The organism is Pseudomonas sp. D(2018) (assembly GCF_005502555.1).
GTDB classification, from domain to species: domain Bacteria; phylum Pseudomonadota; class Gammaproteobacteria; order Pseudomonadales; family Pseudomonadaceae; genus Metapseudomonas; species Metapseudomonas resinovorans.
Window position 1 is genome coordinate 77,495 of record NZ_SCOK01000005.1, and the last position, 19,536, is coordinate 97,030.

Below are 19,536 nucleotides of genomic sequence, written 5' to 3' on the forward strand. Positions count from 1 at the left end.
GAACTAACGGCGTATCAGGCGGCCCGATGGTCGGGAGGGCGATGGCGGATGCTGCCGCCAAACAGCCCGGGCTGTTTAGGCCGGGCGATAAACGCGCACATTGGCGTGTCCCTCGCTGAGCAGGTGATGGGCATGCAGACGACTCATCACACCCTTGTCGCAATACAGGAGGTACTGGCGGTTGGCGTCCAGTTCCTTGAAGCGGTTGTTGATCGCATAGAACGGCAGGGGCTGCACTTCGATGCCAGGCAGCTCCAGCGGATCGTCTTCCTGGGCATCGGGGTGGCGGATGTCGAGGACGATCTGCCCTGGCAGCGCTTCACGCACTTCTTCCACGGCCACGTCCTGGCCAAGCTCGTCGATCACCCGGTCGATGGGCACCAGGCGCGCACGTTCCAGGGCGCGCTCGAGGATGGCCATGTCGAACTGCGCTTCTTCGTATTCGATACGGCTGGCCTTGGCCTTGGTCGTCGGGTTCACCGAAATCACGCCGCAGTATTCGGGCATGTGCTTGGCGAACTCGGCGGTGCCGATGCGGTTGGCGGTGTCGATGATGTCCTGCTTGTGGCTGGCGATCAGCGGGCGCAGCACCAGCATGTCGGTGGCCGAGTCGATCACCGAGAGGTTCGGCAGGGTCTGGCTGGATACCTGGGAAATGGCTTCACCGGTGACCAGCGCGTCCAGGGTCAGCTTGCGCGCCATGTGGGTGGACGCGCGCAGCATCATGCGCTTGAGCACGACGCCCATCTGGCTGTTGTCGACCTTGCTGAGGATTTCGCCGACCACTTCCTCGAAGGGCACGCTGATGAACAGCACGCGCTGGGAACGGCCGAATTTTTCCCACAGGTAGTGGGCCACTTCCATCACGCCCAGTTCGTGGGCACGGCCGCCGAGGTTGAAGAAGCAGAAGTGGGTCATCAGGCCGCGGCGCATCATCTGGTACGCGGCGACAGTGGAGTCGAAACCGCCGGACATCAGCACCAGGGTCTGCTCCAGCGAGCCCAGCGGGTAGCCGCCGATGCCGTCGTGCTGGTGGTGGATGACGAACAGGCGCTGGTCGCGCACTTCCATCCGCACTTCCACTTCCGGGTTCTTCAGGGAGATGCCGGCCGCGTTGCACTCCTGGCGCAGGCGGCTGCCGACGTGGCGCTCCAGCTCCATGGAAGTGAACTCATGCTTGCCCGCACGCTTGCAGCGCACGGCGAAGATCTTGCCGGGAATCAGGTCGGCGTAGTGCAGCTTGCACTTCTCCAGCACATCGTCGAAGTCGCCCAGCGGGTACTCGTGCACTTCAAGGAAGTGGGTGATGCCGGGGACGCACGTCAGCCGCTCGATCATTTCGCGCAGGAGCTTCGGCTCGGTCTGGCGAGTCTGGACTTCAAGGTTGTCCCAAACGCCGGTCACCTCGAGCTCCGGGTCCAGGTCTTTCAGGACCGCGCGGATGTTCTTCGAGAGCTGGCGGATGAAATGCTTGCGCACCGGCCGGCTCTTGATGGTGATTTCCGGGAAGACTTTGACGATGAGTTTCATGAAAAACAGCGCGAGGGCAGCGGCCGAAAAAGAGGGGCGCGGATTATAGCGGAAATTGTTCAAGCTTTGACCAAAATCATTCAGCAAAGCTCGCAACGCACCAAAATGGACCACGCGCACCATGGCAGGCACAAAAACAGTGCGCAAAACTGTGCACAATCGGAGCGAAGCCCCCGCCAGCCGTGAGTTTTGGGGCCCTTGCCCATTCCAGGGCACTGGCACGCAATTTGCTCCCTTGTGAGGCAGGTCGCCCTGGCGGACTATCCCGCTCCGGCTTCACCCCGAATTTCTTGGGAGGCAAGGTTTCTGCCCCCGACCACCTGGAGGACAACATGTCGAAGTCGCTTCAACTGATTAAAGAACACGACGTGAAGTGGATTGATCTGCGCTTCACCGATACCAAAGGCAAGCAGCAGCACGTGACCATGCCGGCCCGTGACGCCGATGACGAATTCTTCGAGCACGGCAAGATGTTCGACGGTTCCTCCATCGAAGGTTGGAAAGGCATCGAAGCTTCCGACATGATCCTGCTGCCGGACGACGCCACCGCCGTCCTGGACCCCTTCACCGAAGAGCCGACCCTGATCCTGGTCTGCGACATCATCGAGCCGAGCACCATGCAAGGCTACGACCGCGACCCGCGCGCCATCGCCCGCCGCGCCGAGGAGTTCCTCAAGACCACCGGTATCGGTGACACCGTATTCGTAGGCCCGGAGCCGGAGTTCTTCATCTTCGACGAAGTGAAGTTCAAGTCCGACATCTCCGGTTCCATGTTCAAGATCTTCTCCGAGCAGGCTTCCTGGAACACCGATGCTGACATCGAGGGCGGCAACAAAGGCCACCGTCCGGGCGTCAAAGGCGGCTACTTCCCGGTACCGCCGGTCGACCACGACCACGAAATCCGCACCGCCATGTGCAACGCCCTGGAAGAAATGGGCCTGGTGGTAGAAGTTCACCACCACGAAGTGGCGACTGCCGGCCAGAACGAAATCGGTGTGAAGTTCAACACCCTGGTTGCCAAGGCTGACGAAGTTCAGACCCTGAAGTACTGCGTGCACAACGTGGCTGACGCTTACGGCAAGACCGTGACCTTCATGCCGAAGCCGCTGTACGGCGACAACGGTTCGGGCATGCACGTTCACATGTCCATCTCCAAAGATGGCAAGAACACCTTCGCTGGCGAAGGCTATGCCGGCCTGTCCGATACCGCCCTGTACTTCATCGGCGGCATCATCAAGCACGGTAAGGCCCTGAACGGCTTCACCAACCCGTCGACCAACTCCTACAAGCGTCTGGTCCCGGGCTTCGAAGCCCCGGTCATGCTGGCCTACTCCGCCCGCAACCGTTCCGCCTCGATCCGCATCCCGTACGTGAACAGCCCGAAAGCCCGCCGTATCGAAGCGCGCTTCCCGGACCCGGCTGCCAACCCCTACCTGTGCTTCGCAGCTCTGCTGATGGCCGGTCTGGACGGCATCCAGAACAAGATTCACCCCGGCGATGCCGCTGACAAGAACCTGTATGACCTGCCGCCGGAAGAGGCCAAGGAAATCCCGCAGGTTTGCGGCAGCCTGAAAGAGGCGCTGGAAGAACTGGACAAGGGCCGTGCGTTCCTGACCAAGGGCGGCGTGTTCAGCGACGACTTCATCGATGCCTACATCGAGCTGAAGAGCGAAGAAGAAATCAAGGTGCGCACCTTCGTGCACCCGCTGGAATACGACCTGTACTACAGCGTCTGATCCAGTTGTGACCGCGCAAGCGGCATGATTGAGAGGCCTCCTTCGGGAGGCCTTTTTTATTTGCGGTAGGTTGGCGTAGAGCGCAGCGAAACCCAACGATTGGCGGCGCGACCCGACGTACACGCGACCCGAAGGTCCGCTTTGTTGGGTTTCGTACCTCTACCCAACCTAAGCGCGCTCCGCTCAAACCCCTCTTTCCGCCAGGTCGCCCTGCTCTTCCGGCGGTTCGGCGCGCGACTGGCGCATCCGACTGAGCTGCACGTTCAGGCGCGGCATCGCCAGCTCCAGGCCCGCCTGGTCGAGGCGCCTGCGCAAGCGCAGGTTGAACGCCCGCTGCACTTCCCACTGCTTGATCGGGGCAGTCTTGAAACGGAAGCGCAGAATCGCCTGACCGTTATCGAAACTCTCCACCCCTTGAAGCTCCAGCGGCGACCAAAGACTGCGGTAGATCGCCGTATCGCTGCGCAACTCTTTCGCCACGTCCTGGACCAGCGCCACCGCATCGTCGATAGGCATGCTCGCCGGCACCGGCCAGCGGAACATGGCGTAGCCGAATTGCCGCGAGTAGTTCTTGATGCTCTTGATCTCACTGAACGGGATGGTATGCACCACCCCATCCAGGTCACGCAGGCGCACGGTGCGGATGGTCAGCCCCTCCACCGTACCCAGGTGGCCGCCAACATCCACGTAGTCATCGATGGACAGCGAGTCCTCGATGATGATGAACAGGCCGGTGATCAGGTCCGCCACCAGGGACTGCGCACCAAAACCGATCGCCAGACCAATCACACCGGCGCCAGCCAGCAGTGGCGTCACATTCATGCCCATGTTGGCCAGGGCAACGATCAAGGCAATGACCGCGATGGTGACAAACAGCACGTTGCGGATTAACGGCAGCATGGTCAGGGCACGGGTATTCGGCCGGTTCCTGCCACCCACACCGAGGCTGTGCTGCACGGCGGTGTCAGTGAGGATCCAGACAAGCCAGGCCACCAGCAACGTGGTGCCGAAGCTGACTATCTTCATGCTGATTTCCGCGCCATCTCCTTCGGCGTAGCGGATCAGCGACATGCCCCAGACCCGCAGCCCCACCTCGATGAAAAACAGCACCACGAACAGGTGCACCAGGGTGAGGCCGAACTTCTGCAACTGCTCGACGTAGGGAGCGCTGCGCCGGGGCCCGTCACCACTGCGCCCGGTGCGGCGGCTGAGCAGTCCTATCACCGTCATCGCCACCACAGCCAGCACGGCACAGACCAAGGCGCGGCGCAGGGCCACGCTGCTATCGGCGGCGGACACGAAGGTTGCGAACAGCGATGTGCCCACCAGCAACAGTACCGGCACGAACCACAGGGAACCCACCAACTCCACCAGTTCGTGCAGCCCCCGGCGCTTGAGACGACGCTCCAGCGGCTGGTTGCGGATCAGATGGGCGATGGGGCGACGGAAGCGCAGCACGAACAGCGCGGTGAAAACCGCCGCCGTGGCATTTGCCAGAGTGCTCAGGCAGAGCGCCGTGTGCTCACCGAGGCCGTCGATCAGCCGGGGGTCATGGGCCGCCTCGCCAAGGGCGGCCAGGCTGCCGATCAGCCACAGCGGGCGGAACGCCTGGCGCCGCAGGATATCCAGGGCACGGATGCGGTGCGGCCCACTGAGCAACGATAGGCAGATGACGCAGAGCGCGGAGAACAGCGTGCCGCAGACCAGCACGTAGGCCATCACCATCGCCAGCATCTTGCTCAATGAACTGGGCAGCACGAACGACAGGTAAAGCGTGATGAAGAAGGCGATCAGCCAAGGCCCCAGCTTGCGCAGGGCGAACAGCACCAGGTCGCGGGTCTTGGGATGCTGTGGCAGCTCCGCCGACAGGCCGAAGCGCTCGCGCATGCGCCGCCCCAGCCAGAGCAGGGCGCTGGCCAGGCAGGCCCAGAGCAGGATGACCACCGCAAAGTTGAACACGATCCCCGGCCAGTCACGCCATCCGGGCAGGCGCTCCTCCACTTCGGCCCGAGCCAGGCGGAACTGGTTGCTCCAGATCACCAGCGGACTGTTGTCGCCCTGAAACTGCTTTTCCAGGCTGCTCAAGGTATCGCCGATCAGGCCGAGCACCCCGCTCTCGCTCTCCTTCTCTTTGCCGGTAACGTCACGCAACTGCTTCAACTTCTTCAGCAAGTCGGCACGCTGCTTGTCGTTCTCCAGGGTCTGGATCACCTGGTTGAGCGACTGTTCGAGCTGGGCATTGCTGATCTGCTCGCTGCCCGACGAACTCCCCGCCAGGGGATTGGGCAAAGCGGCCTGGCCCTGCGTCGGGCAGAGCAGGCCGACGACCAGGCAGAGCAGCAGCGGGAACAGGAAACGGACAGCAGGCAAGAACGGTATAGGCACGAGAGAGATGTCCCCCAGAACAATGAAAGCGAGTCGCATCATACAAAAGCGGGCACTCGCCCCAATCAGACAATAGCCGCGGCTTTTGTAGTCAGCGGCTAGAGTGACAGCACGCGGCGACCTCCGTTCGCCCCGGCCATACAGAGCGGAGCAGGTGGCGGCACTTTTCAGAAATGTCCTAACGTGTTGCAACGCACACCGGTCGTCACGGCGCTGTCGCACAATGCCCGACTTGCCAGCCCGCCGTCTGGGTGCAAGGCTTGGCATGAGCTTCCGGAGACCGCCCCCCATGCGCCTCATCATCAGTTGTCTGCTGCTGGCCGCCACGCTGCCTGCCGCTGCGCAGATCTACAAGTACACCGACGCAAACGGCAACACGGTGTTTACCAACCAGCCGCCAGATGGTGCCGCCAGCGAGAAGGTGGAGCTGCCACCGACCAACGCGGTCCAGATACAACCGCCGAGCCAGCCGGCCGACTCAGCGACAAGTGCCGACCAGCAGGCCATCTACCAGGTGGTGGAGCTGACCGATCTCCCTGACGAAGAGGCCCTGCGCGCCAACAATGGCACCTTCAGTGTCGGCGTGCGTCTGGAGCCCAGGCTGCAACCCGGCCACAGGCTGCGCCTGCGCCTGGACGGCCAGCCCTATGGCCAGCCAACCAACGTACCGCGCCTGCAACTGATGAACGTCGACCGCGGCGATCACAGCCTCGCGGTGGACGTCCTCTCAGGCACCAATGTGGTGCAGAGCAGCGCTCCCGTCACCTTTACCGTCCAGCGGGTCAATACCAGCAGCCCGGCGCTGCGCCCGCCCGCCCCTACGCCACGGCCCAACAACTGACCGATGACCCGATTCCTGCTACTCGCCCTCCTGCTCCTTGGCCAGCCCGCGCTAGCCGAGGTCTACACCTACATCGATGACGAGGGTAATCGCGTCTTTACCGACCAACCCAAGCCGGGCAACGCCAAACGCCTGGAGATGGCGCCCTCCAACGAGATGAACGCGCCACGGGATATCCAGCCACCGCCCCTCTACCCCAAGCCCATTCCGCGCGAACAGGGCTATCAGGTGCTACGCATTCTGGTACCCGAACCCGATGCCACCATCCGCGATGGCGAAGGCAACCTGATCGTCAGCGCCATGAGCGAGCCGGGCCTGCGCGCCAACCACAGCTATCGGCTGCTGCTGGATGGCAACCCCGTAGGCGAGCCCGGGCGCAGCCCGGTGTTTCCGCTGGAAAACCTCGACCGCGGCACCCACCAGTTGGCGGTGGAAATCATCGACGCGCAGGGGCGCATGGTGGAGCGCACGCCCAGCCAACCGGTGCATATCGTGCGCATGTCGCTGTCGCAGAAGCGCCAGGCGCGCCCGTGCGAGAAGGACGACTACGGCGTGCGTCCGGAATGCCCGCTGAAGGACAAACCTGAAGAAGAAGACGACGACATCGCCATCCTGCCCTTCATCTGAAGGGCAACTGCCCAGCGATACCCGACAACACTCCCATGGGTATCGCTTCGTTTCTCCCACGCAACGACGTCAATTCGCACCATTTCGGTGCGTCGCCTTGCACCGCTTTCTATACTCTCCCCATTTTGGTTCGTATCGAACCGAACGATCTGCTCTGAAAAGCGGCTGCGACCAGCAGAAAGCCTGTTTTCCCGCGCTTTTTCAGGGCTTTGGTTTGCTTCTTGCATTTTCCTGTCATCGCCACGAGCGCCGAAGCCATGACCATCAACGACGCCCTGCACCGACTGCTGCTCGACAACCTGACCACCGCGGTGATCCTGCTCAACGCCGACCTGCGCCTCGAGTACATGAACCCGGCGGCGGAAATGCTCCTGGCCGTCAGTGGCCAGCGCAGCCATGGCCAGTTCATCAGCGAGTTGTTCACCGAGTCGCCCGAAGCCCTGACCTCCCTGCGCCAGGCGGTGGAACAGGCGCACCCTTTCACCAAGCGTGAAGCCATGCTGACCTCGCTCTCCGGCCAGACCCTGACCGTGGACTACGCGGTGACGCCGATCCTCAATCGCGGCGAAACCCTCCTGCTGCTGGAGGTCCACCCGCGTGATCGCCTGCTGCGGATCACCAAGGAAGAGGCGCAGCTGTCCAAGCAGGAAACCACCAAGCTGCTGGTACGCGGCCTGGCCCATGAGATCAAGAATCCCCTGGGCGGCATCCGTGGCGCCGCTCAACTGCTCTCCCGCGAACTGCCGGAAGAGCACCTGAAGGACTACACCAACGTCATCATCGAAGAAGCCGACCGCCTGCGGAACCTGGTGGACCGCATGCTCGGCTCGAACAAGCTGCCGTCGCTGGCCATGACCAACGTCCACGAAGTGCTGGAGCGCGTATGCAGCCTGGTGGAAGCGGAAAGCCAGGGCGGCATCAATCTGGTGCGCGACTACGACCCGAGCATTCCCGATGTCTTCATCGACAAGGAGCAGATGATCCAGGCCGTGCTCAACATCGTGCGCAACGCCATGCAGGCCCTCTCCGCGCAGAGCGACCTGCGCCTTGGCCGCATCACCCTGCGCACGCGCACCCTGCGCCAGTTCACCATCGGCCACACCCGCCATCGCCTGGTGACCAAGGTGGAAATCATCGACAACGGCCCGGGTATCCCGGCCGAGCTCCAGGAAACCATCTTCTATCCCATGGTCAGCGGCCGCCCGGACGGTACCGGGCTGGGCCTGGCCATTGCCCAGAACATCATCAGTCAGCACCAGGGCCTGATCGAGTGTGAAAGCCATCCCGGCCACACCGTCTTCTCGATCTTCCTGCCGCTGGAACAAGGAGCTTCCTCGTCATGAGCCGTAGTGAAACCGTCTGGATCGTCGACGACGACCGTTCCATCCGCTGGGTCCTGGAGAAGGCACTGCAGCAGGATGGCATGAATACCCAGAGCTTCGAGAGCGCCGACAGCCTGCTTGGGCGGCTCTCCCGGCAACAGCCGGATGTGATCATCTCCGACATCCGCATGCCCGGCGCCAGTGGCCTGGACCTGCTGGCACGCATTCGCGAACTCTACCCGCGCCTGCCGGTGATCATCATGACCGCTCATTCCGACCTGGACAGCGCGGTAGCCTCCTATCAGGGCGGCGCGTTCGAGTATCTGCCCAAGCCCTTCGATGTGGACGAGGCGGTGTCCCTGGTCAAGCGCGCCTTCCAGCACGCCCAGGAACAGCAGGGCCTGGAAGCTCCGGCGCCCCAGGCCCGCACCCCGGAAATCATCGGCGAAGCGCCGGCCATGCAGGAGGTTTTCCGCGCCATCGGCCGCCTCAGCCACTCCAACATCACGGTGCTGATCAACGGCGAGTCCGGTACCGGCAAGGAACTGGTGGCCCACGCACTGCACCGACACAGCCCGCGCGCCGCCTCGCCCTTCATTGCCCTGAACATGGCGGCAATCCCCAAGGACCTGATGGAATCCGAGCTGTTCGGCCATGAAAAAGGTGCCTTTACCGGCGCGGCCAACCAGCGTCGCGGACGCTTCGAGCAGGCTGACGGTGGCACCCTGTTCCTCGACGAAATCGGCGACATGCCGGCCGACACCCAGACCCGCCTGCTGCGAGTACTGGCCGACGGCGAGTTCTACCGTGTGGGCGGGCACACCCCGGTGAAGGTGGACGTGCGCATCATAGCCGCGACCCACCAGAACCTGGAAAACCTGGTGCAGGCCGGCAAGTTCCGCGAGGACCTGTTCCACCGCCTCAACGTCATTCGCATCCACATCCCGCGCCTGTCCGACCGCCGCGAGGACATTCCGGCCCTGGCCCGGCACTTCCTCGCCCGCGCAGCCCAGGAACTGGCGGTAGAGCCCAAGCTGCTGAAGAACGAGACCGAGGACTACCTCAAGCACCTGCCCTGGCCGGGCAACGTGCGCCAGCTGGAGAACACCTGCCGCTGGATCACCGTGATGGCCTCCGGTCGCGAAGTCCACGTCGACGACCTGCCGCCGGAACTGCTCACCCAGCCCCAGGACGCCGCACCGGTAACCAACTGGGAACAGGCCCTGCGCCAGTGGGCCGACCAGGCCCTGGCCCGCGGCCAGTCCGGCCTGCTCGACTCGGCCGTGCCGGCCTTCGAGCGGATCATGATCGAAACCGCCCTCAAGCACACCGCTGGCCGCCGTCGCGACGCCGCCGTGCTGCTGGGCTGGGGCCGCAACACCCTGACGCGGAAGATCAAGGAACTGGGCATGAAGGTGGACGGCGGAGACGACGACGACGGCGACGACGCCTGACCCCCCTTCGGCGGGGTGCCCTGCGCCCCGCCTCCTGCCCTCGCGCCTGCGGCACAGCACGCAATCTCCCTATCACACCAGCCGCCTGCCGCCATCACGCCCGCGCTCCAATGCCACCCACTCCGTATGAAATGTCTGGTTTTCCTAGAGGTCGTGGACTGCAGTGAATCAGGGCGGGATGCTGCCCGGACCTGAACCAGAGACAGGGTGAAAACCATGCAGTTACATATGGGTGTTCGAAAGGAAGGAGACGTGCTCAGGCTCAAGGCCTTGGAAGGCTGCAGCGACGCCGAGCTGGGGCAAATGCTGCGAACCAAAGGCATCGAAATCGTGGTGGGGCCAATGGAAGATGGCCGCTCTCGCATCGGCGTCCGGTTACCAAAGGGCCTTTCGCTCAAAGTGGAGCGACTGCGGGACTGCAAGTCCACCGCAGCCTACCTGGCCCCGGATAACCACTGACCCGGCCCCGGACCTCGCTTCGGCGGGGTCCCTCCCGTCAGACGCTCACCGTGCATTCGGCCAGGGAAAAGGATCATCCCTGGTGCCTGAATCACCTCCCCGCCTCAAAAAAGTGCCTCACGCCCAGGCACTTCCGGCGCCGAAGACCGCCGCCACCTTCCCTCCACGTCGAATTTCACTTCGCTCAAAGCCACTAATGACGCGGCCTCCAGACGAATCAACGAAACTCTCACGAAGGTTATCAAGAAACTGGCACGCCCCCTGCAATACCCAAGACAACAGCGGTTTTGGGGCCCCTGGTACAGGCAGGCCAGGGAATCCCCACTCTTATGACAGGCAGGCTGACCTCCAGCCGCCACGGCTCCAGAAGAGCCGAAAGCGTTTCAGCGTCGCCATCGGGCGACCAGGTTTCAGGGGGCCTTGGTACAGGCAGGCCGGGGAATCCCCTCTTTTATTCGACAGGTGTGCTGCTCAGTCAGCCGCCCGGGCCCCACGGGGCCCAGTGCAGGACCGCGTCGCACGCCACGGCGGGCGACCACCCTTCAGGGGGCCTTGGTACAGGCAGGCCGGGGAATCCCCTCTTTTATGCAAAGGCGCGCTGGTCTCCCAGCCGCCAAGGGCCCCGCAAGGGCCCGGTACAGGACCGCGTCGCTCGCTACGGCAGGCGACCACCCTTCAGGGGGCCTTGGTACAGGCAGGCCGAGGATTCCCCCTTTCTTATTCGGCGCGCAGGCTGACTTCCAACCGCCAGCGCCCATCCTCCGCGGCACCATGCCAATCACCGTGCAAGGGCCGCGCCGCGACGAATCGCACCATCACTCCATGGGTCGATCGCAGCACCTTCCAGCTCACCGGTGCGGTACCGAGGGTCAGTTGTCCCTTGGCGTTCTCCCCGTCCGCCCCCAGCATCAGCGCGTAGGCGCCCTCCAACGCTTCGGCCCGGACCTCGGGCTCATGGTCGAACCAGAGCGTCAAACCACCCTCGCGCACCTCGATGCGCTGCAGGTGCACGGGGTCCGGCGCCGTCAGGCGGCCAAGCATCATTCCCACCAGCACGCCGATCAGGGCAAGGGCGAACAAAAAGCGCGGCCACAGGCTCGGTCGCGGATCATCATCGGGAGTAGAATGCCGCCCGTCTTCGGGCTCGGGGCCACCCATGTTTCACGTCATCCTGTTTCAACCGGAAATTCCGCCGAATACCGGCAACATTATCAGGCTGTGCGCCAATTCTGGCTGCCACCTTCACCTGATCGAACCGCTCGGCTTCGAACTGGACGACAAGCGTCTGCGCCGTGCCGGCCTGGACTACCACGAGTACGCCACCCTCAAGCGCTACAGCGACCTGGAAAGCTGCCTGGACGCCCTCGGCCACCCTCGGGTATTCGCCTTCACCACCAAGGGCACCAAGCTGTTCCATGAGGTGGCCTTCGAGAAGGGCGACGCTTTCCTCTTCGGCCCGGAAAGCCGTGGGCTGCCCCAGGACGTCCGGGAAAGCCTGCCCCCGGAACAGCGGCTGCGCCTGCCGATGCGCCCCAACTGCCGCAGCCTGAACCTGTCGAACACCGTGGCCGTTGCAGTTTACGAGGCCTGGCGGCAGCACGATTTCAGTCTGGAGTGAATGCTGCCCGGCTCTATTATGTGGGGTGGGTTTTAGCCCACGCTGACCTCCGCTGGTGGGCTGAAGCCCACCCTACGGGCCAATTTCACCGGCCAAAGAAAAAGCGCCCCGAAGGGCGCTTTTTCCTGAAGCTTGGCAATCAGGCCTGGGCTTCGCCGGCGGCCTGCAGACGCGCCAGTTCCTGGGCGTACAGGGCGTCGAAGTTCACCGGGGAGAGCATCAGCGCCGGGAAGGAGCCGCGGACAACCAGGCTGTCCAGGGTTTCACGGGCGTAGGGGAACAGGATGTTCGGGCAGAAGGCGCCGAGGGTGTGGCTCATGGAGGCCGCGTCCAGACCCTTGATCAGGAAGATACCGGCCTGCTGCACTTCGGCGATGAAGGCGGTTTCTTCACCGTTCTTCACGGTCACGGACAGGGTCAGCACCACTTCATGGAAGTCGCCATCCAGCTGCTTCTGACGGGTGTTCAGGTCCAGGGAAACGTTCGGCGCCCACTCCTGGCGGAAGATCTCGGGGCTCTTCGGCGCTTCGAAAGACAGATCGCGTACGTAGATGCGCTGCAGGGAGAACTGGGGGTTCTGGTTTTCGGCGTTGCTTGCTTGTTCGGTCATGATTCTGCCTTGTTCTAGTGCGTTTCCGTTTGCGGGCGGGCTTGGAGCAGCGCATCGAGCTTGCCAGCGCGCTCCAGCGCATACAGGTCGTCACAGCCGCCAACATGGGTCTGGCCGATCCAGATCTGCGGCACCGAGGTGCGCCCGGCCTTGCGGGTCATCTCGGCGCGAATTGCGGGGTTGCCGTCGACGCTGATCTCTTCATAGCGCACGCCCTTGCTGTCCAGCAGGTGCTTGGCGCGGACGCAGAAGGGGCACCAGGCGCTCGAATAGACGACGATTTCGGCCATCTCACTTCACCAGCGGCAGGTTGTCGCCACGCCAGGTGCCGATGCCGCCGGACAGCTTGATGGCGTTGAAACCGGCCTTCTTCAGGTCACGGCAGACGGTGCCGGCATGCTGGCCCATGGCGTCGACCACGATGATGGCCTTGTCCTTGTACTTCTCCAGTTCGGCGATGCGGCTGGCGAGCTTCTCGTAGGGGATGTTCAGGGCGTCAACGATGTGGCCACCGGCGAAATCCTTGGTGGCGCGCACGTCCAGGACCACGCCCTGGCCGCCGTTGACCATCGAGGTCAGCTCGCGAGAGGAAATGGCGCGGCCACTGCGGCGCAATTCATGTGCCAGCAGCAGGGCCAGCAGCACCACGAACGATCCACTCAGTACATAGTGGTTAGTGGCAAATTCAATCAGCTTAGCGAGCATCGTCGGCTTCCGGGACGGTAAAATGCCGGCCAGTATACACAGGCCCACAGGTCGGCCAAAACCCGTCTGGCGGTGACGCCGACGGAACCAGACCGTAGAATGCCGCCTCTTTTTTCCGGGGCCTTGCCCGCAACTTTCCACCCATTGCCGCAGACGAGTCCGACACTATGACAGCCATGCCCAAACCCCTGGTCCTGATCATCCTGGACGGTTTCGGTCACAGTGACAGCCCCGAATACAACGCCATCTATGCCGCCAAGACACCGGTCTACGACCGTCTGCGCGCCACCCAGCCCCATGGCCTGATCTCGGGCAGCGGCATGGACGTCGGCCTGCCGGACGGCCAGATGGGCAACTCCGAGGTCGGCCACATGAACCTGGGCGCCGGCCGCGTGGTGTACCAGGACTTCACCCGTGTGACCAAGGCGATCCGCGACGGCGACTTCTTCAGCAATCCGGAAATCACCACAGCGGTGGACAAGGCCGTGGCCGCCGGCAAGGCTGTGCACTTCATGGGCCTGCTCTCCGACGGCGGCGTGCACAGCCACCAGGACCACCTGGTCGCCATGGCCGAACTGGCCGCTCAGCGCGGTGCCGGGAAAATCTACCTGCACGCCTTCCTCGACGGCCGTGACACCCCGCCCAAGAGCGCCGAGCCCTCCATCAAGCTGCTGGACGACGCCTTCGTCCGCCTCGGCAAGGGCCGCATCGCCAGCCTGATCGGCCGCTACTTCGCCATGGACCGCGACAACCGCTGGGACCGCGTCGAAGCTGCCTACAACCTGATCACCGAGGGCCAGGCTGAATTCTCCGCCGCCAGCGCCGTCGAGGGCCTGGCTGCCGCCTACGAGCGCGGCGAGAGCGACGAGTTCGTAAAAGCCACCTGCATCGGCGAGCCGGTGAAGGTGGAAGATGGCGATGCCGTGATCTTCATGAACTTCCGTGCCGACCGCGCCCGTGAACTGTCCCGCGCCTTCGTCGAGCCGGGCTTCAAGGAGTTCCCCCGCCAGCGTGAACTGAACCTGGCCAGCTACGTGATGCTGACCCAGTACGCGGCCAGCATCCCCGCCCCCAGCGCCTTCAAGCCGGAATCCCTGGACAACGTACTGGGCGAGTACCTGGCGAAGAACGGCAAGACCCAACTGCGCATCGCCGAGACCGAGAAGTACGCCCACGTGACCTTCTTCTTCTCCGGCGGCCGCGAAGAGCCCTTCGAAGGTGAAGAGCGCATTCTGATTCCGTCGCCCAAGGTCGCCACCTATGACCTGCAGCCGGAAATGAGCGCCCCCGAGGTCACCGACAAGATCGTCGACGCCATCGAAAACCAGCGCTACGACGTGATCGTGGTGAACTACGCCAACGGCGACATGGTTGGCCACACCGGCGTGTTCGAAGCCGCGGTCAAGGCCGTGGAGTGCCTGGACAGCTGCGTCGGCCGTATCGTCGAAGCCCTGGACAAGGTCGGCGGCGAAGCGCTGATCACCGCCGATCACGGCAACGTCGAGCAGATGGAAGACGAAATGACCGGCCAGGCGCACACCGCGCACACCTGCGAGCCGGTGCCCTTCATCTATGTCGGCAAGCGTCCGGCGACGATCCGCGAAGGCGGCGTGCTGGCCGATGTGGCCCCGACACTGCTGACCCTGATGGGCCTGCCCGTGCCGGCCGAGATGACCGGCAAGACCATCGTCGAGCTGCAATGATCGACGCGGGCCGTAGCCCCGGCGCGGCCCAGGCGTGAATATCTGCGCGCCTTATCAGGAAACGCCCCGAACCACCGGTTCCGGGCGTTTTTTTTGCCCCGCGCCACGGGCATACTAGGCCGGTCCTTTCCCCTGGTGCCCCACCCCCATGTTTCGCGCCCTCGCCCTCGCAATCCTTGCCAGCCTGATCACCCCGGTCATGGCCGACCAGCGCGCCGAAACCCAGCAACAGCTGGACCGGGCCGCAAAGGATGTCACCGAACTGAAGAAACTCCTGCAGCAACTGCAGCAGGAGAAATCCGGCGTCCAGGCCGACCTGAAGAAAACCGAAACCGAAATGGGCGGCCTGGAGCAGCAGGTGAAAGAGCTGCAACAGGAACTCGAGAAGAGCGAAGGCGAGATTCAGCGCCTGGACGAAGAGAAAAAAAAACTCCAGGGCGCGCGCACTGAACAACAGCGCCTGATCGGCATCCAGGCCCGCGCCGCCTACCAGAGCGGTCAACAGGAATACCTCAAGCTGCTGCTGAACCAGCAGCACCCCGAGAAGTTCGCCCGCACCCTCACCTACTACGACTATCTGAGCAAGGCCCGCCTGGAACAGCTTGCCGCGTTCAACGAGACCCTGCGCCAGCTGGCGAACGTCGAGCAGGAAATCACCACCCAGCAGAACCAGCTCAACGAGCAGAAGGCCGCCCTCGATGGCCGTCGCGAGCAACTCGCCGCGACGCGCAAGGAGCGCCAGCAGGCTCTGGCCAAGCTCAACCGGGACGTCAGCGACCGGGACAAGAAGCTCAAGGCCCGCCAGCAGGATCAGGCCGAACTGGGCAAGGTACTCAAGACCATCGAAGAAACCCTGGCCCGCCAGGAGCGTGAGGCCCGCGAGGCCGAAGAAGCCCGCAAGCGTGCACTCGCCGAACAGCAGCGCGAGCTACGCGAACACCCGGCCGGCAGCCCGGCCAAGGCCAGCAACGGTCCGATGGTTTCCAGCACCGGCGGCAACTTCGGCGGCCCCTTCGTCAAAGCCCGTGGCCAACTGCCCTGGCCGGTGGACGGCCGCCTGGTCGCCCGCTTCGGTTCGGCCCGTGGCGGCGACTCCCGCGCCAAGTGGGACGGCGTGCTGATCGGCGCCCCTGAAGGCAGCTCCGTACGCGCGGTGCATGGCGGCCGTGTGGTTTTCGCAGATTGGTTGCGCGGCGCCGGGCTTCTGGTCATTCTCGATCATGGCAACGGTTATCTGAGCCTCTACGGCCACAATCAGCGCCTGTTGAAAAATGCCGGCGATATCGTCAAAGCAGGCGAATCCATCGCCACCGTCGGCACCAGTGGCGGGCAGGACACGCCCGCACTGTACTTCGCCATACGCCAGCAAGGCCGACCGACCGACCCGGCACAGTGGTGCCGCGCCCAAGGATAGGTCTCATCTAGCAGGAGTTAGTTCGCATGCCGCATCTGTCCCGCCTCACCTCCCTGGCCATGGCACTGGCGCTGCTTGGCGGCGCCCCGCAGCTGCTGGCCGCCGAGGAGCCGGCAAATCTCCCCGCGACGGCGGTGAACGGCAAGGCACCGCTGCCGCTGGACGAGCTGCGCACCTTCGCCGAGGTGCTGGATCGCATCAAGTCCGCCTATGTCGAGCCGGTGGACGACAAAACTCTGCTGGAGAACGCCATCAAGGGCATGCTCAGCAACCTCGACCCGCACTCGGCCTACCTGGAACCGGAAGACTTCCAGGAGCTGCAGGAAAGCACCAGTGGCGAGTTCGGCGGCCTCGGCATCGAAGTCGGCGCCGAGGATGGCTTCGTCAAGGTGGTCTCCCCCATCGACGACACCCCGGCCTCCAAGGCCGGCATCCAGCCGGGCGACCTGATCGTCAAGATCGACGGCCAGCCGACCAAGGGCATCTCGCTGATGGAAGCGGTGGACAAGATGCGCGGCAAGGCCGGCAGCAAGATCACCCTTACCCTGGTACGCGATGGCGGCCAGCCCTTCGACGTGGAACTGGTGCGCGCGGCCATCAAGGTCAAGAGCGTGAAGAGCCAGCTGCTGGACAAGAGCTACGGCTATTTGCGCATCACCCAGTTCCAGGTCAACACCGGCGAAGAAGTGGGCAAAGCCCTGGCCAAGATGCGCAAGGACAATGGCGGCCGTCTGAGCGGACTGGTCCTGGACCTGCGCAACAACCCCGGCGGCGTGCTGCAGGCGGCGGTGGAAGTTTCCGACCACTTCCTGAAGAGAGGCCTGATCGTCTACACCAAGGGCCGCATCGCCAACTCCGAACTGCGCTTCTCCGCCGACCCGGCCGACGCCAGCGAAGGCGTACCCCTGGTGGTGCTGATCAACGGCGGCAGTGCCTCGGCGGCCGAGATCGTCGCCGGTGCCCTGCAGGACCACAAACGTGGCGTGCTGATGGGCACCGACAGCTTCGGCAAGGGCTCGGTGCAGACTGTGCTGCCGCTGAACAACGATCGCGCCCTGAAGCTCACCACCGCGCTCTACTACACCCCAAACGGCCGCTCGATCCAGGCCCAGGGCATCGTTCCGGACATCGAAGTGGCGCGAGCCAAGGTCACCCGCGAGCAGGACGGCGAATCCTTCAAGGAAGCCGATCTCGCCGGCCACCTCGGCAACGGCAATGGCGGTGCCGACCGCCCAAGTTCGAACAAGAAATCGGCGGAGCCCCGCCCGCAGGATGACGACTTCCAACTGAGCCAGGCCCTCAATCTGCTGAAAGGCCTGAACGTCACTCGCGGAAAGTGACATGAGGTGGGGCGCCTGGTTGCTTGCGTTGTGGTTGGGCGCAACGGCAACCGGTGCCTGGGCCGCGCCAACGGCGCGCCTGGCCCTGGTGATCGACGACCTGGGCCAAACCCCCGCCCGCGACCGCCGTGTTCTCGCCCTCCCCGGCCCGGTGGCGCTTTCCATCCTTCCGGATGCCCCTCACTCCCGTGAACTCGCCGAAGCCGCCCATGCCGCCGGCAAGACAGTGATGCTGCACCTGCCCATGGACCCGGCCACCGGCCCCTATGCCTGGCGGCCAGAGTTATCCACAGCCGAGCTGGAGAAACGCCTGGACGCGGCCCTGCGCCAGGTGCCTTTCGCCCGCGGCCTGAACAACCACATGGGCAGCCGCATGACCGCCCAGCGTCCCGCCATGACCTGGCTGATGCATCGCTTGCAACAGGAACACCGCTTCTTTATCGATAGCCGCACCAGCGCTGCCACGGTGGCCGCCGCCGAGGCGCAGAAGGCCGGGCTGGCCAGCCTCTCGCGGGATGTCTTTCTCGATGACGACCAGAGTCCGGCCGCGGTGGCCAAGCAATTCGACGCGGCACTGGACCTGGCGCGCAAGCAGGGCTCAGCCCTGATGATTGGCCACCCTCACCCGGCAACCCTGGAACTGCTCGAGCGCGAGCTGCCGCGCCTGAAGGAACGGGGCTTCGAGCTGATCGATGTGGAAATGCTGATCGCCCTGCGCGGCAACCGCGCCATGGCGGCTCACGGCAAGGCGGGGTTTTACCGGTAGATGCTCAAGCGGCGCCAGGGACGCCTCGTTGGGGCGAATTCAATCGCCAAGGGCAGCGCAGCTGCCCTATGAAGGCATGCAGGTCAGACCTGCGGTCTGCTTGGCGAATGAACTGGCTATGTCTGCATTACGTGTTGTAGGCAGCTGCATTACCCGTAGGCTCCTGGCCCGATGGTCAATCTCTCGCAACAGCTAACGCAGACATAGCCAATGAATTCGCCCCTAAAGAAGGGCATTCAGAAGCAGGCCGCGCCGGGCCTGCCAATCATTACAGGTAGTTCTGGGTGATCTCGTCGACGTAACCGTCAGTGCGCATCTGGTCCAGGGCCTTCTGCAGACGCTCGATGACCTCGTCCGGGGTGTCCTTGTTGAAGGCCAGGTAGAGCTCGGCGCTGTTGAAGCGCAGCACGGTCTGCAGGCCGGTCACGCCTTCCTGCTTGGCCAGGTAGCGGCCAACGGGATCAGTCGTGGCCCAGAGATCGATCTGGCCCTTGAGCAGTTTCTTCACGTTCTCCTGGTCACGCAGGACGTTCTGCGGCGCCATGCCCTGGCTTTCCAGGTGCTGGCTCACGGCATCGTTCTTGTACGCGCCAATGCGGTACTGGGACGCACTCTTCAGGTCCTTGACGCTCAGGTTGTTACCCGGCGCGGCGAGCAGCACCCACTCGGTCTTGGCAATCGGACCGACCCATTTGAACAGCGGCTGGCGTTCAGCGGTGAAGGTGGTGGAAAACAGGCCATAGCTGGGCTTGTCCAGGGTCAGGCGATACAGGCGATCCCAGGGGAAGCGCAAGGTCAGGCTGTAGTTGATGTCGGCGCGCTTGAACATCTCGCGGACGATATCGGTGCTGATGCCATCGATGCCGTCGTCGCGGGCGAAGTTCTTGTCATCCACCGCCATGTTGAAGGGCGGGAAGTTCTCGGTGAGCAACACCACCTTGTAGTCCGCCGGCAAATCGGCGCGCGCCGTGAAGGCGAAGAACATCAGGCCCAGGGTCAGGGCACGTTGAATCAGCTTCTGCATTG

The 19,536-nt window shown here is 63.8% G+C and carries 18 protein-coding genes; 11 read left to right on the forward strand and 7 right to left on the reverse strand.

Annotated elements, in window-relative coordinates:
• Window positions 1-75: 75 nt before the first annotated feature.
• Window positions 76-1,530 (reverse strand): tRNA uracil 4-sulfurtransferase ThiI, encoded by a 1,455-nt coding sequence (gene thiI / locus FFS60_RS05715; RefSeq protein ID WP_137821373.1) that lies wholly within the window; start codon window positions 1,528-1,530, stop codon window positions 76-78.
• 332 nt (window positions 1,531-1,862) lie between these two features.
• Between thiI and glnA the strand changes: the two genes are divergently transcribed.
• Entirely contained in the window at window positions 1,863-3,266 is a 1,404-nt protein-coding gene (gene glnA / locus FFS60_RS05720; RefSeq protein ID WP_028629861.1) for a glutamate--ammonia ligase, read from the forward strand.
• 183 nt (window positions 3,267-3,449) lie between these two features.
• Here the strand turns inward: glnA and FFS60_RS05725 are convergent, their stop codons facing one another.
• Entirely contained in the window at window positions 3,450-5,693 is a 2,244-nt protein-coding gene (locus FFS60_RS05725) for a mechanosensitive ion channel domain-containing protein (RefSeq protein ID WP_137821374.1), read from the reverse strand.
• A 247-nt stretch (window positions 5,694-5,940) separates the two neighbouring features.
• Here FFS60_RS05725 and FFS60_RS05730 point away from each other — a divergent pair, with 247 nt between their 5' ends.
• From FFS60_RS05730 to FFS60_RS05750, 5 genes are all read left to right on the forward strand, one after another.
• Window positions 5,941-6,492, forward strand: a complete 552-nt coding sequence (locus FFS60_RS05730; RefSeq protein ID WP_028629863.1) for a DUF4124 domain-containing protein — start codon at window positions 5,941-5,943, stop codon at window positions 6,490-6,492.
• 3 nt (window positions 6,493-6,495) lie between these two features.
• Window positions 6,496-7,119, forward strand: a complete 624-nt coding sequence (locus FFS60_RS05735; protein WP_028629864.1) for a DUF4124 domain-containing protein — start codon at window positions 6,496-6,498, stop codon at window positions 7,117-7,119.
• Between the two features lie 257 nt (window positions 7,120-7,376).
• Window positions 7,377-8,462, forward strand: a complete 1,086-nt coding sequence (gene glnL, locus FFS60_RS05740) for a nitrogen regulation protein NR(II) (protein ID WP_028629865.1) — start codon at window positions 7,377-7,379, stop codon at window positions 8,460-8,462.
• Entirely contained in the window at window positions 8,459-9,895 is a 1,437-nt protein-coding gene (ntrC, locus tag FFS60_RS05745) for a nitrogen regulation protein NR(I) (protein ID WP_028629866.1), read from the forward strand. Before glnL ends, ntrC begins: the two co-directional genes overlap by 4 nt.
• Window positions 9,896-10,147: 252 nt before the next feature.
• Window positions 10,148-10,354, forward strand: coding sequence for a hypothetical protein (locus tag FFS60_RS05750; protein WP_256658038.1), 207 nt, complete (start codon window positions 10,148-10,150; stop codon window positions 10,352-10,354).
• Window positions 10,355-11,071: 717 nt separating this feature from the next.
• Here the strand turns inward: FFS60_RS05750 and FFS60_RS05755 are convergent.
• Window positions 11,072-11,434, reverse strand: coding sequence for a hypothetical protein (locus tag FFS60_RS05755; RefSeq protein WP_305955944.1), 363 nt, complete (start codon window positions 11,432-11,434; stop codon window positions 11,072-11,074).
• 76 nt (window positions 11,435-11,510) lie between these two features.
• Here FFS60_RS05755 and trmL point away from each other — a divergent pair, with 76 nt between their 5' ends.
• Complete coding sequence (gene trmL, locus FFS60_RS05760) at window positions 11,511-11,972, forward strand: tRNA (uridine(34)/cytosine(34)/5-carboxymethylaminomethyluridine(34)-2'-O)-methyltransferase TrmL (protein ID WP_137821376.1); 462 nt, start codon at window positions 11,511-11,513, stop codon at window positions 11,970-11,972.
• Window positions 11,973-12,111: 139 nt separating this feature from the next.
• Here the strand turns inward: trmL and secB are convergent, their stop codons facing one another.
• From secB to FFS60_RS05775, 3 genes are read right to left on the reverse strand one after another with little or no spacing between them, the layout of a single operon-like run.
• Complete coding sequence (gene secB, locus FFS60_RS05765) at window positions 12,112-12,582, reverse strand: protein-export chaperone SecB (protein WP_028629870.1); 471 nt, start codon at window positions 12,580-12,582, stop codon at window positions 12,112-12,114.
• Between the two features lie 14 nt (window positions 12,583-12,596).
• Window positions 12,597-12,872: a glutaredoxin 3 gene (gene grxC, locus FFS60_RS05770; protein WP_028629871.1), complete on the reverse strand. Its 276-nt coding sequence runs from the start codon at window positions 12,870-12,872 to the stop codon at window positions 12,597-12,599.
• 1 nt (window position 12,873) lies between these two features.
• Entirely contained in the window at window positions 12,874-13,287 is a 414-nt protein-coding gene (locus FFS60_RS05775) for a rhodanese-like domain-containing protein (protein ID WP_028629872.1), read from the reverse strand.
• A gap of 167 nt (window positions 13,288-13,454) precedes the next feature.
• Here FFS60_RS05775 and gpmI point away from each other — a divergent pair, with 167 nt between their 5' ends.
• The 4 genes from gpmI to FFS60_RS05795 all read left to right on the forward strand — a co-directional run bounded on the left by gpmI (window position 13,455) and on the right by FFS60_RS05795 (window position 18,510).
• Window positions 13,455-14,990 carry a 2,3-bisphosphoglycerate-independent phosphoglycerate mutase gene (gene gpmI / locus FFS60_RS05780; RefSeq protein ID WP_137821377.1) on the forward strand — a complete coding sequence of 512 codons (1,536 nt, stop codon included), beginning with the start codon at window positions 13,455-13,457 and terminating at the stop codon, window positions 14,988-14,990.
• A 148-nt stretch (window positions 14,991-15,138) separates the two neighbouring features.
• Entirely contained in the window at window positions 15,139-16,404 is a 1,266-nt protein-coding gene (locus tag FFS60_RS05785; protein ID WP_137821378.1) for a murein hydrolase activator EnvC, read from the forward strand.
• Between the two features lie 26 nt (window positions 16,405-16,430).
• Complete coding sequence (locus tag FFS60_RS05790; RefSeq protein WP_028629875.1) at window positions 16,431-17,744, forward strand: S41 family peptidase; 1,314 nt, start codon at window positions 16,431-16,433, stop codon at window positions 17,742-17,744.
• 1 nt (window position 17,745) lies between these two features.
• Window positions 17,746-18,510: a divergent polysaccharide deacetylase family protein gene (locus tag FFS60_RS05795; protein ID WP_028629876.1), complete on the forward strand. Its 765-nt coding sequence runs from the start codon at window positions 17,746-17,748 to the stop codon at window positions 18,508-18,510.
• A 268-nt stretch (window positions 18,511-18,778) separates the two neighbouring features.
• Here the strand turns inward: FFS60_RS05795 and FFS60_RS05800 are convergent, their stop codons facing one another.
• Complete coding sequence (locus tag FFS60_RS05800; RefSeq protein ID WP_137821379.1) at window positions 18,779-19,534, reverse strand: ABC transporter substrate-binding protein; 756 nt, start codon at window positions 19,532-19,534, stop codon at window positions 18,779-18,781.
• Between the last annotated feature and the right edge of the window lie 2 nt (window positions 19,535-19,536).

Excerpts from the sequence above, each read along its gene's own strand:
- FFS60_RS05725 (WP_137821374.1), bottom strand. The coding sequence starts at position 5,693 with ATGATGCGACTCGCTTTCATTGTTCTGGGGGACATCTCTCTCGTGCCT.
- grxC (WP_028629871.1), bottom strand. The coding sequence starts at position 12,872 with ATGGCCGAAATCGTCGTCTATTCGAGCGCCTGGTGCCCCTTCTGCGTC.
- thiI (WP_137821373.1), bottom strand. The coding sequence starts at position 1,530 with ATGAAACTCATCGTCAAAGTCTTCCCGGAAATCACCATCAAGAGCCGG.
- glnA (WP_028629861.1), top strand. The coding sequence starts at position 1,863 with ATGTCGAAGTCGCTTCAACTGATTAAAGAACACGACGTGAAGTGGATT.
- trmL (WP_137821376.1), top strand. The coding sequence starts at position 11,511 with ATGTTTCACGTCATCCTGTTTCAACCGGAAATTCCGCCGAATACCGGC.
- ntrC (WP_028629866.1), top strand. The coding sequence starts at position 8,459 with ATGAGCCGTAGTGAAACCGTCTGGATCGTCGACGACGACCGTTCCATC.
- FFS60_RS05735 (WP_028629864.1), top strand. The coding sequence starts at position 6,496 with ATGACCCGATTCCTGCTACTCGCCCTCCTGCTCCTTGGCCAGCCCGCG.
- FFS60_RS05730 (WP_028629863.1), top strand. The coding sequence starts at position 5,941 with ATGCGCCTCATCATCAGTTGTCTGCTGCTGGCCGCCACGCTGCCTGCC.
- glnL (WP_028629865.1), top strand. The coding sequence starts at position 7,377 with ATGACCATCAACGACGCCCTGCACCGACTGCTGCTCGACAACCTGACC.
- gpmI (WP_137821377.1), top strand. The coding sequence starts at position 13,455 with ATGACAGCCATGCCCAAACCCCTGGTCCTGATCATCCTGGACGGTTTC.
- FFS60_RS05790 (WP_028629875.1), top strand. The coding sequence starts at position 16,431 with ATGCCGCATCTGTCCCGCCTCACCTCCCTGGCCATGGCACTGGCGCTG.
- FFS60_RS05795 (WP_028629876.1), top strand. The coding sequence starts at position 17,746 with ATGAGGTGGGGCGCCTGGTTGCTTGCGTTGTGGTTGGGCGCAACGGCA.
- FFS60_RS05785 (WP_137821378.1), top strand. The coding sequence starts at position 15,139 with ATGTTTCGCGCCCTCGCCCTCGCAATCCTTGCCAGCCTGATCACCCCG.
- secB (WP_028629870.1), bottom strand. The coding sequence starts at position 12,582 with ATGACCGAACAAGCAAGCAACGCCGAAAACCAGAACCCCCAGTTCTCC.
- FFS60_RS05775 (WP_028629872.1), bottom strand. The coding sequence starts at position 13,287 with ATGCTCGCTAAGCTGATTGAATTTGCCACTAACCACTATGTACTGAGT.
- FFS60_RS05800 (WP_137821379.1), bottom strand. The coding sequence starts at position 19,534 with ATGCAGAAGCTGATTCAACGTGCCCTGACCCTGGGCCTGATGTTCTTC.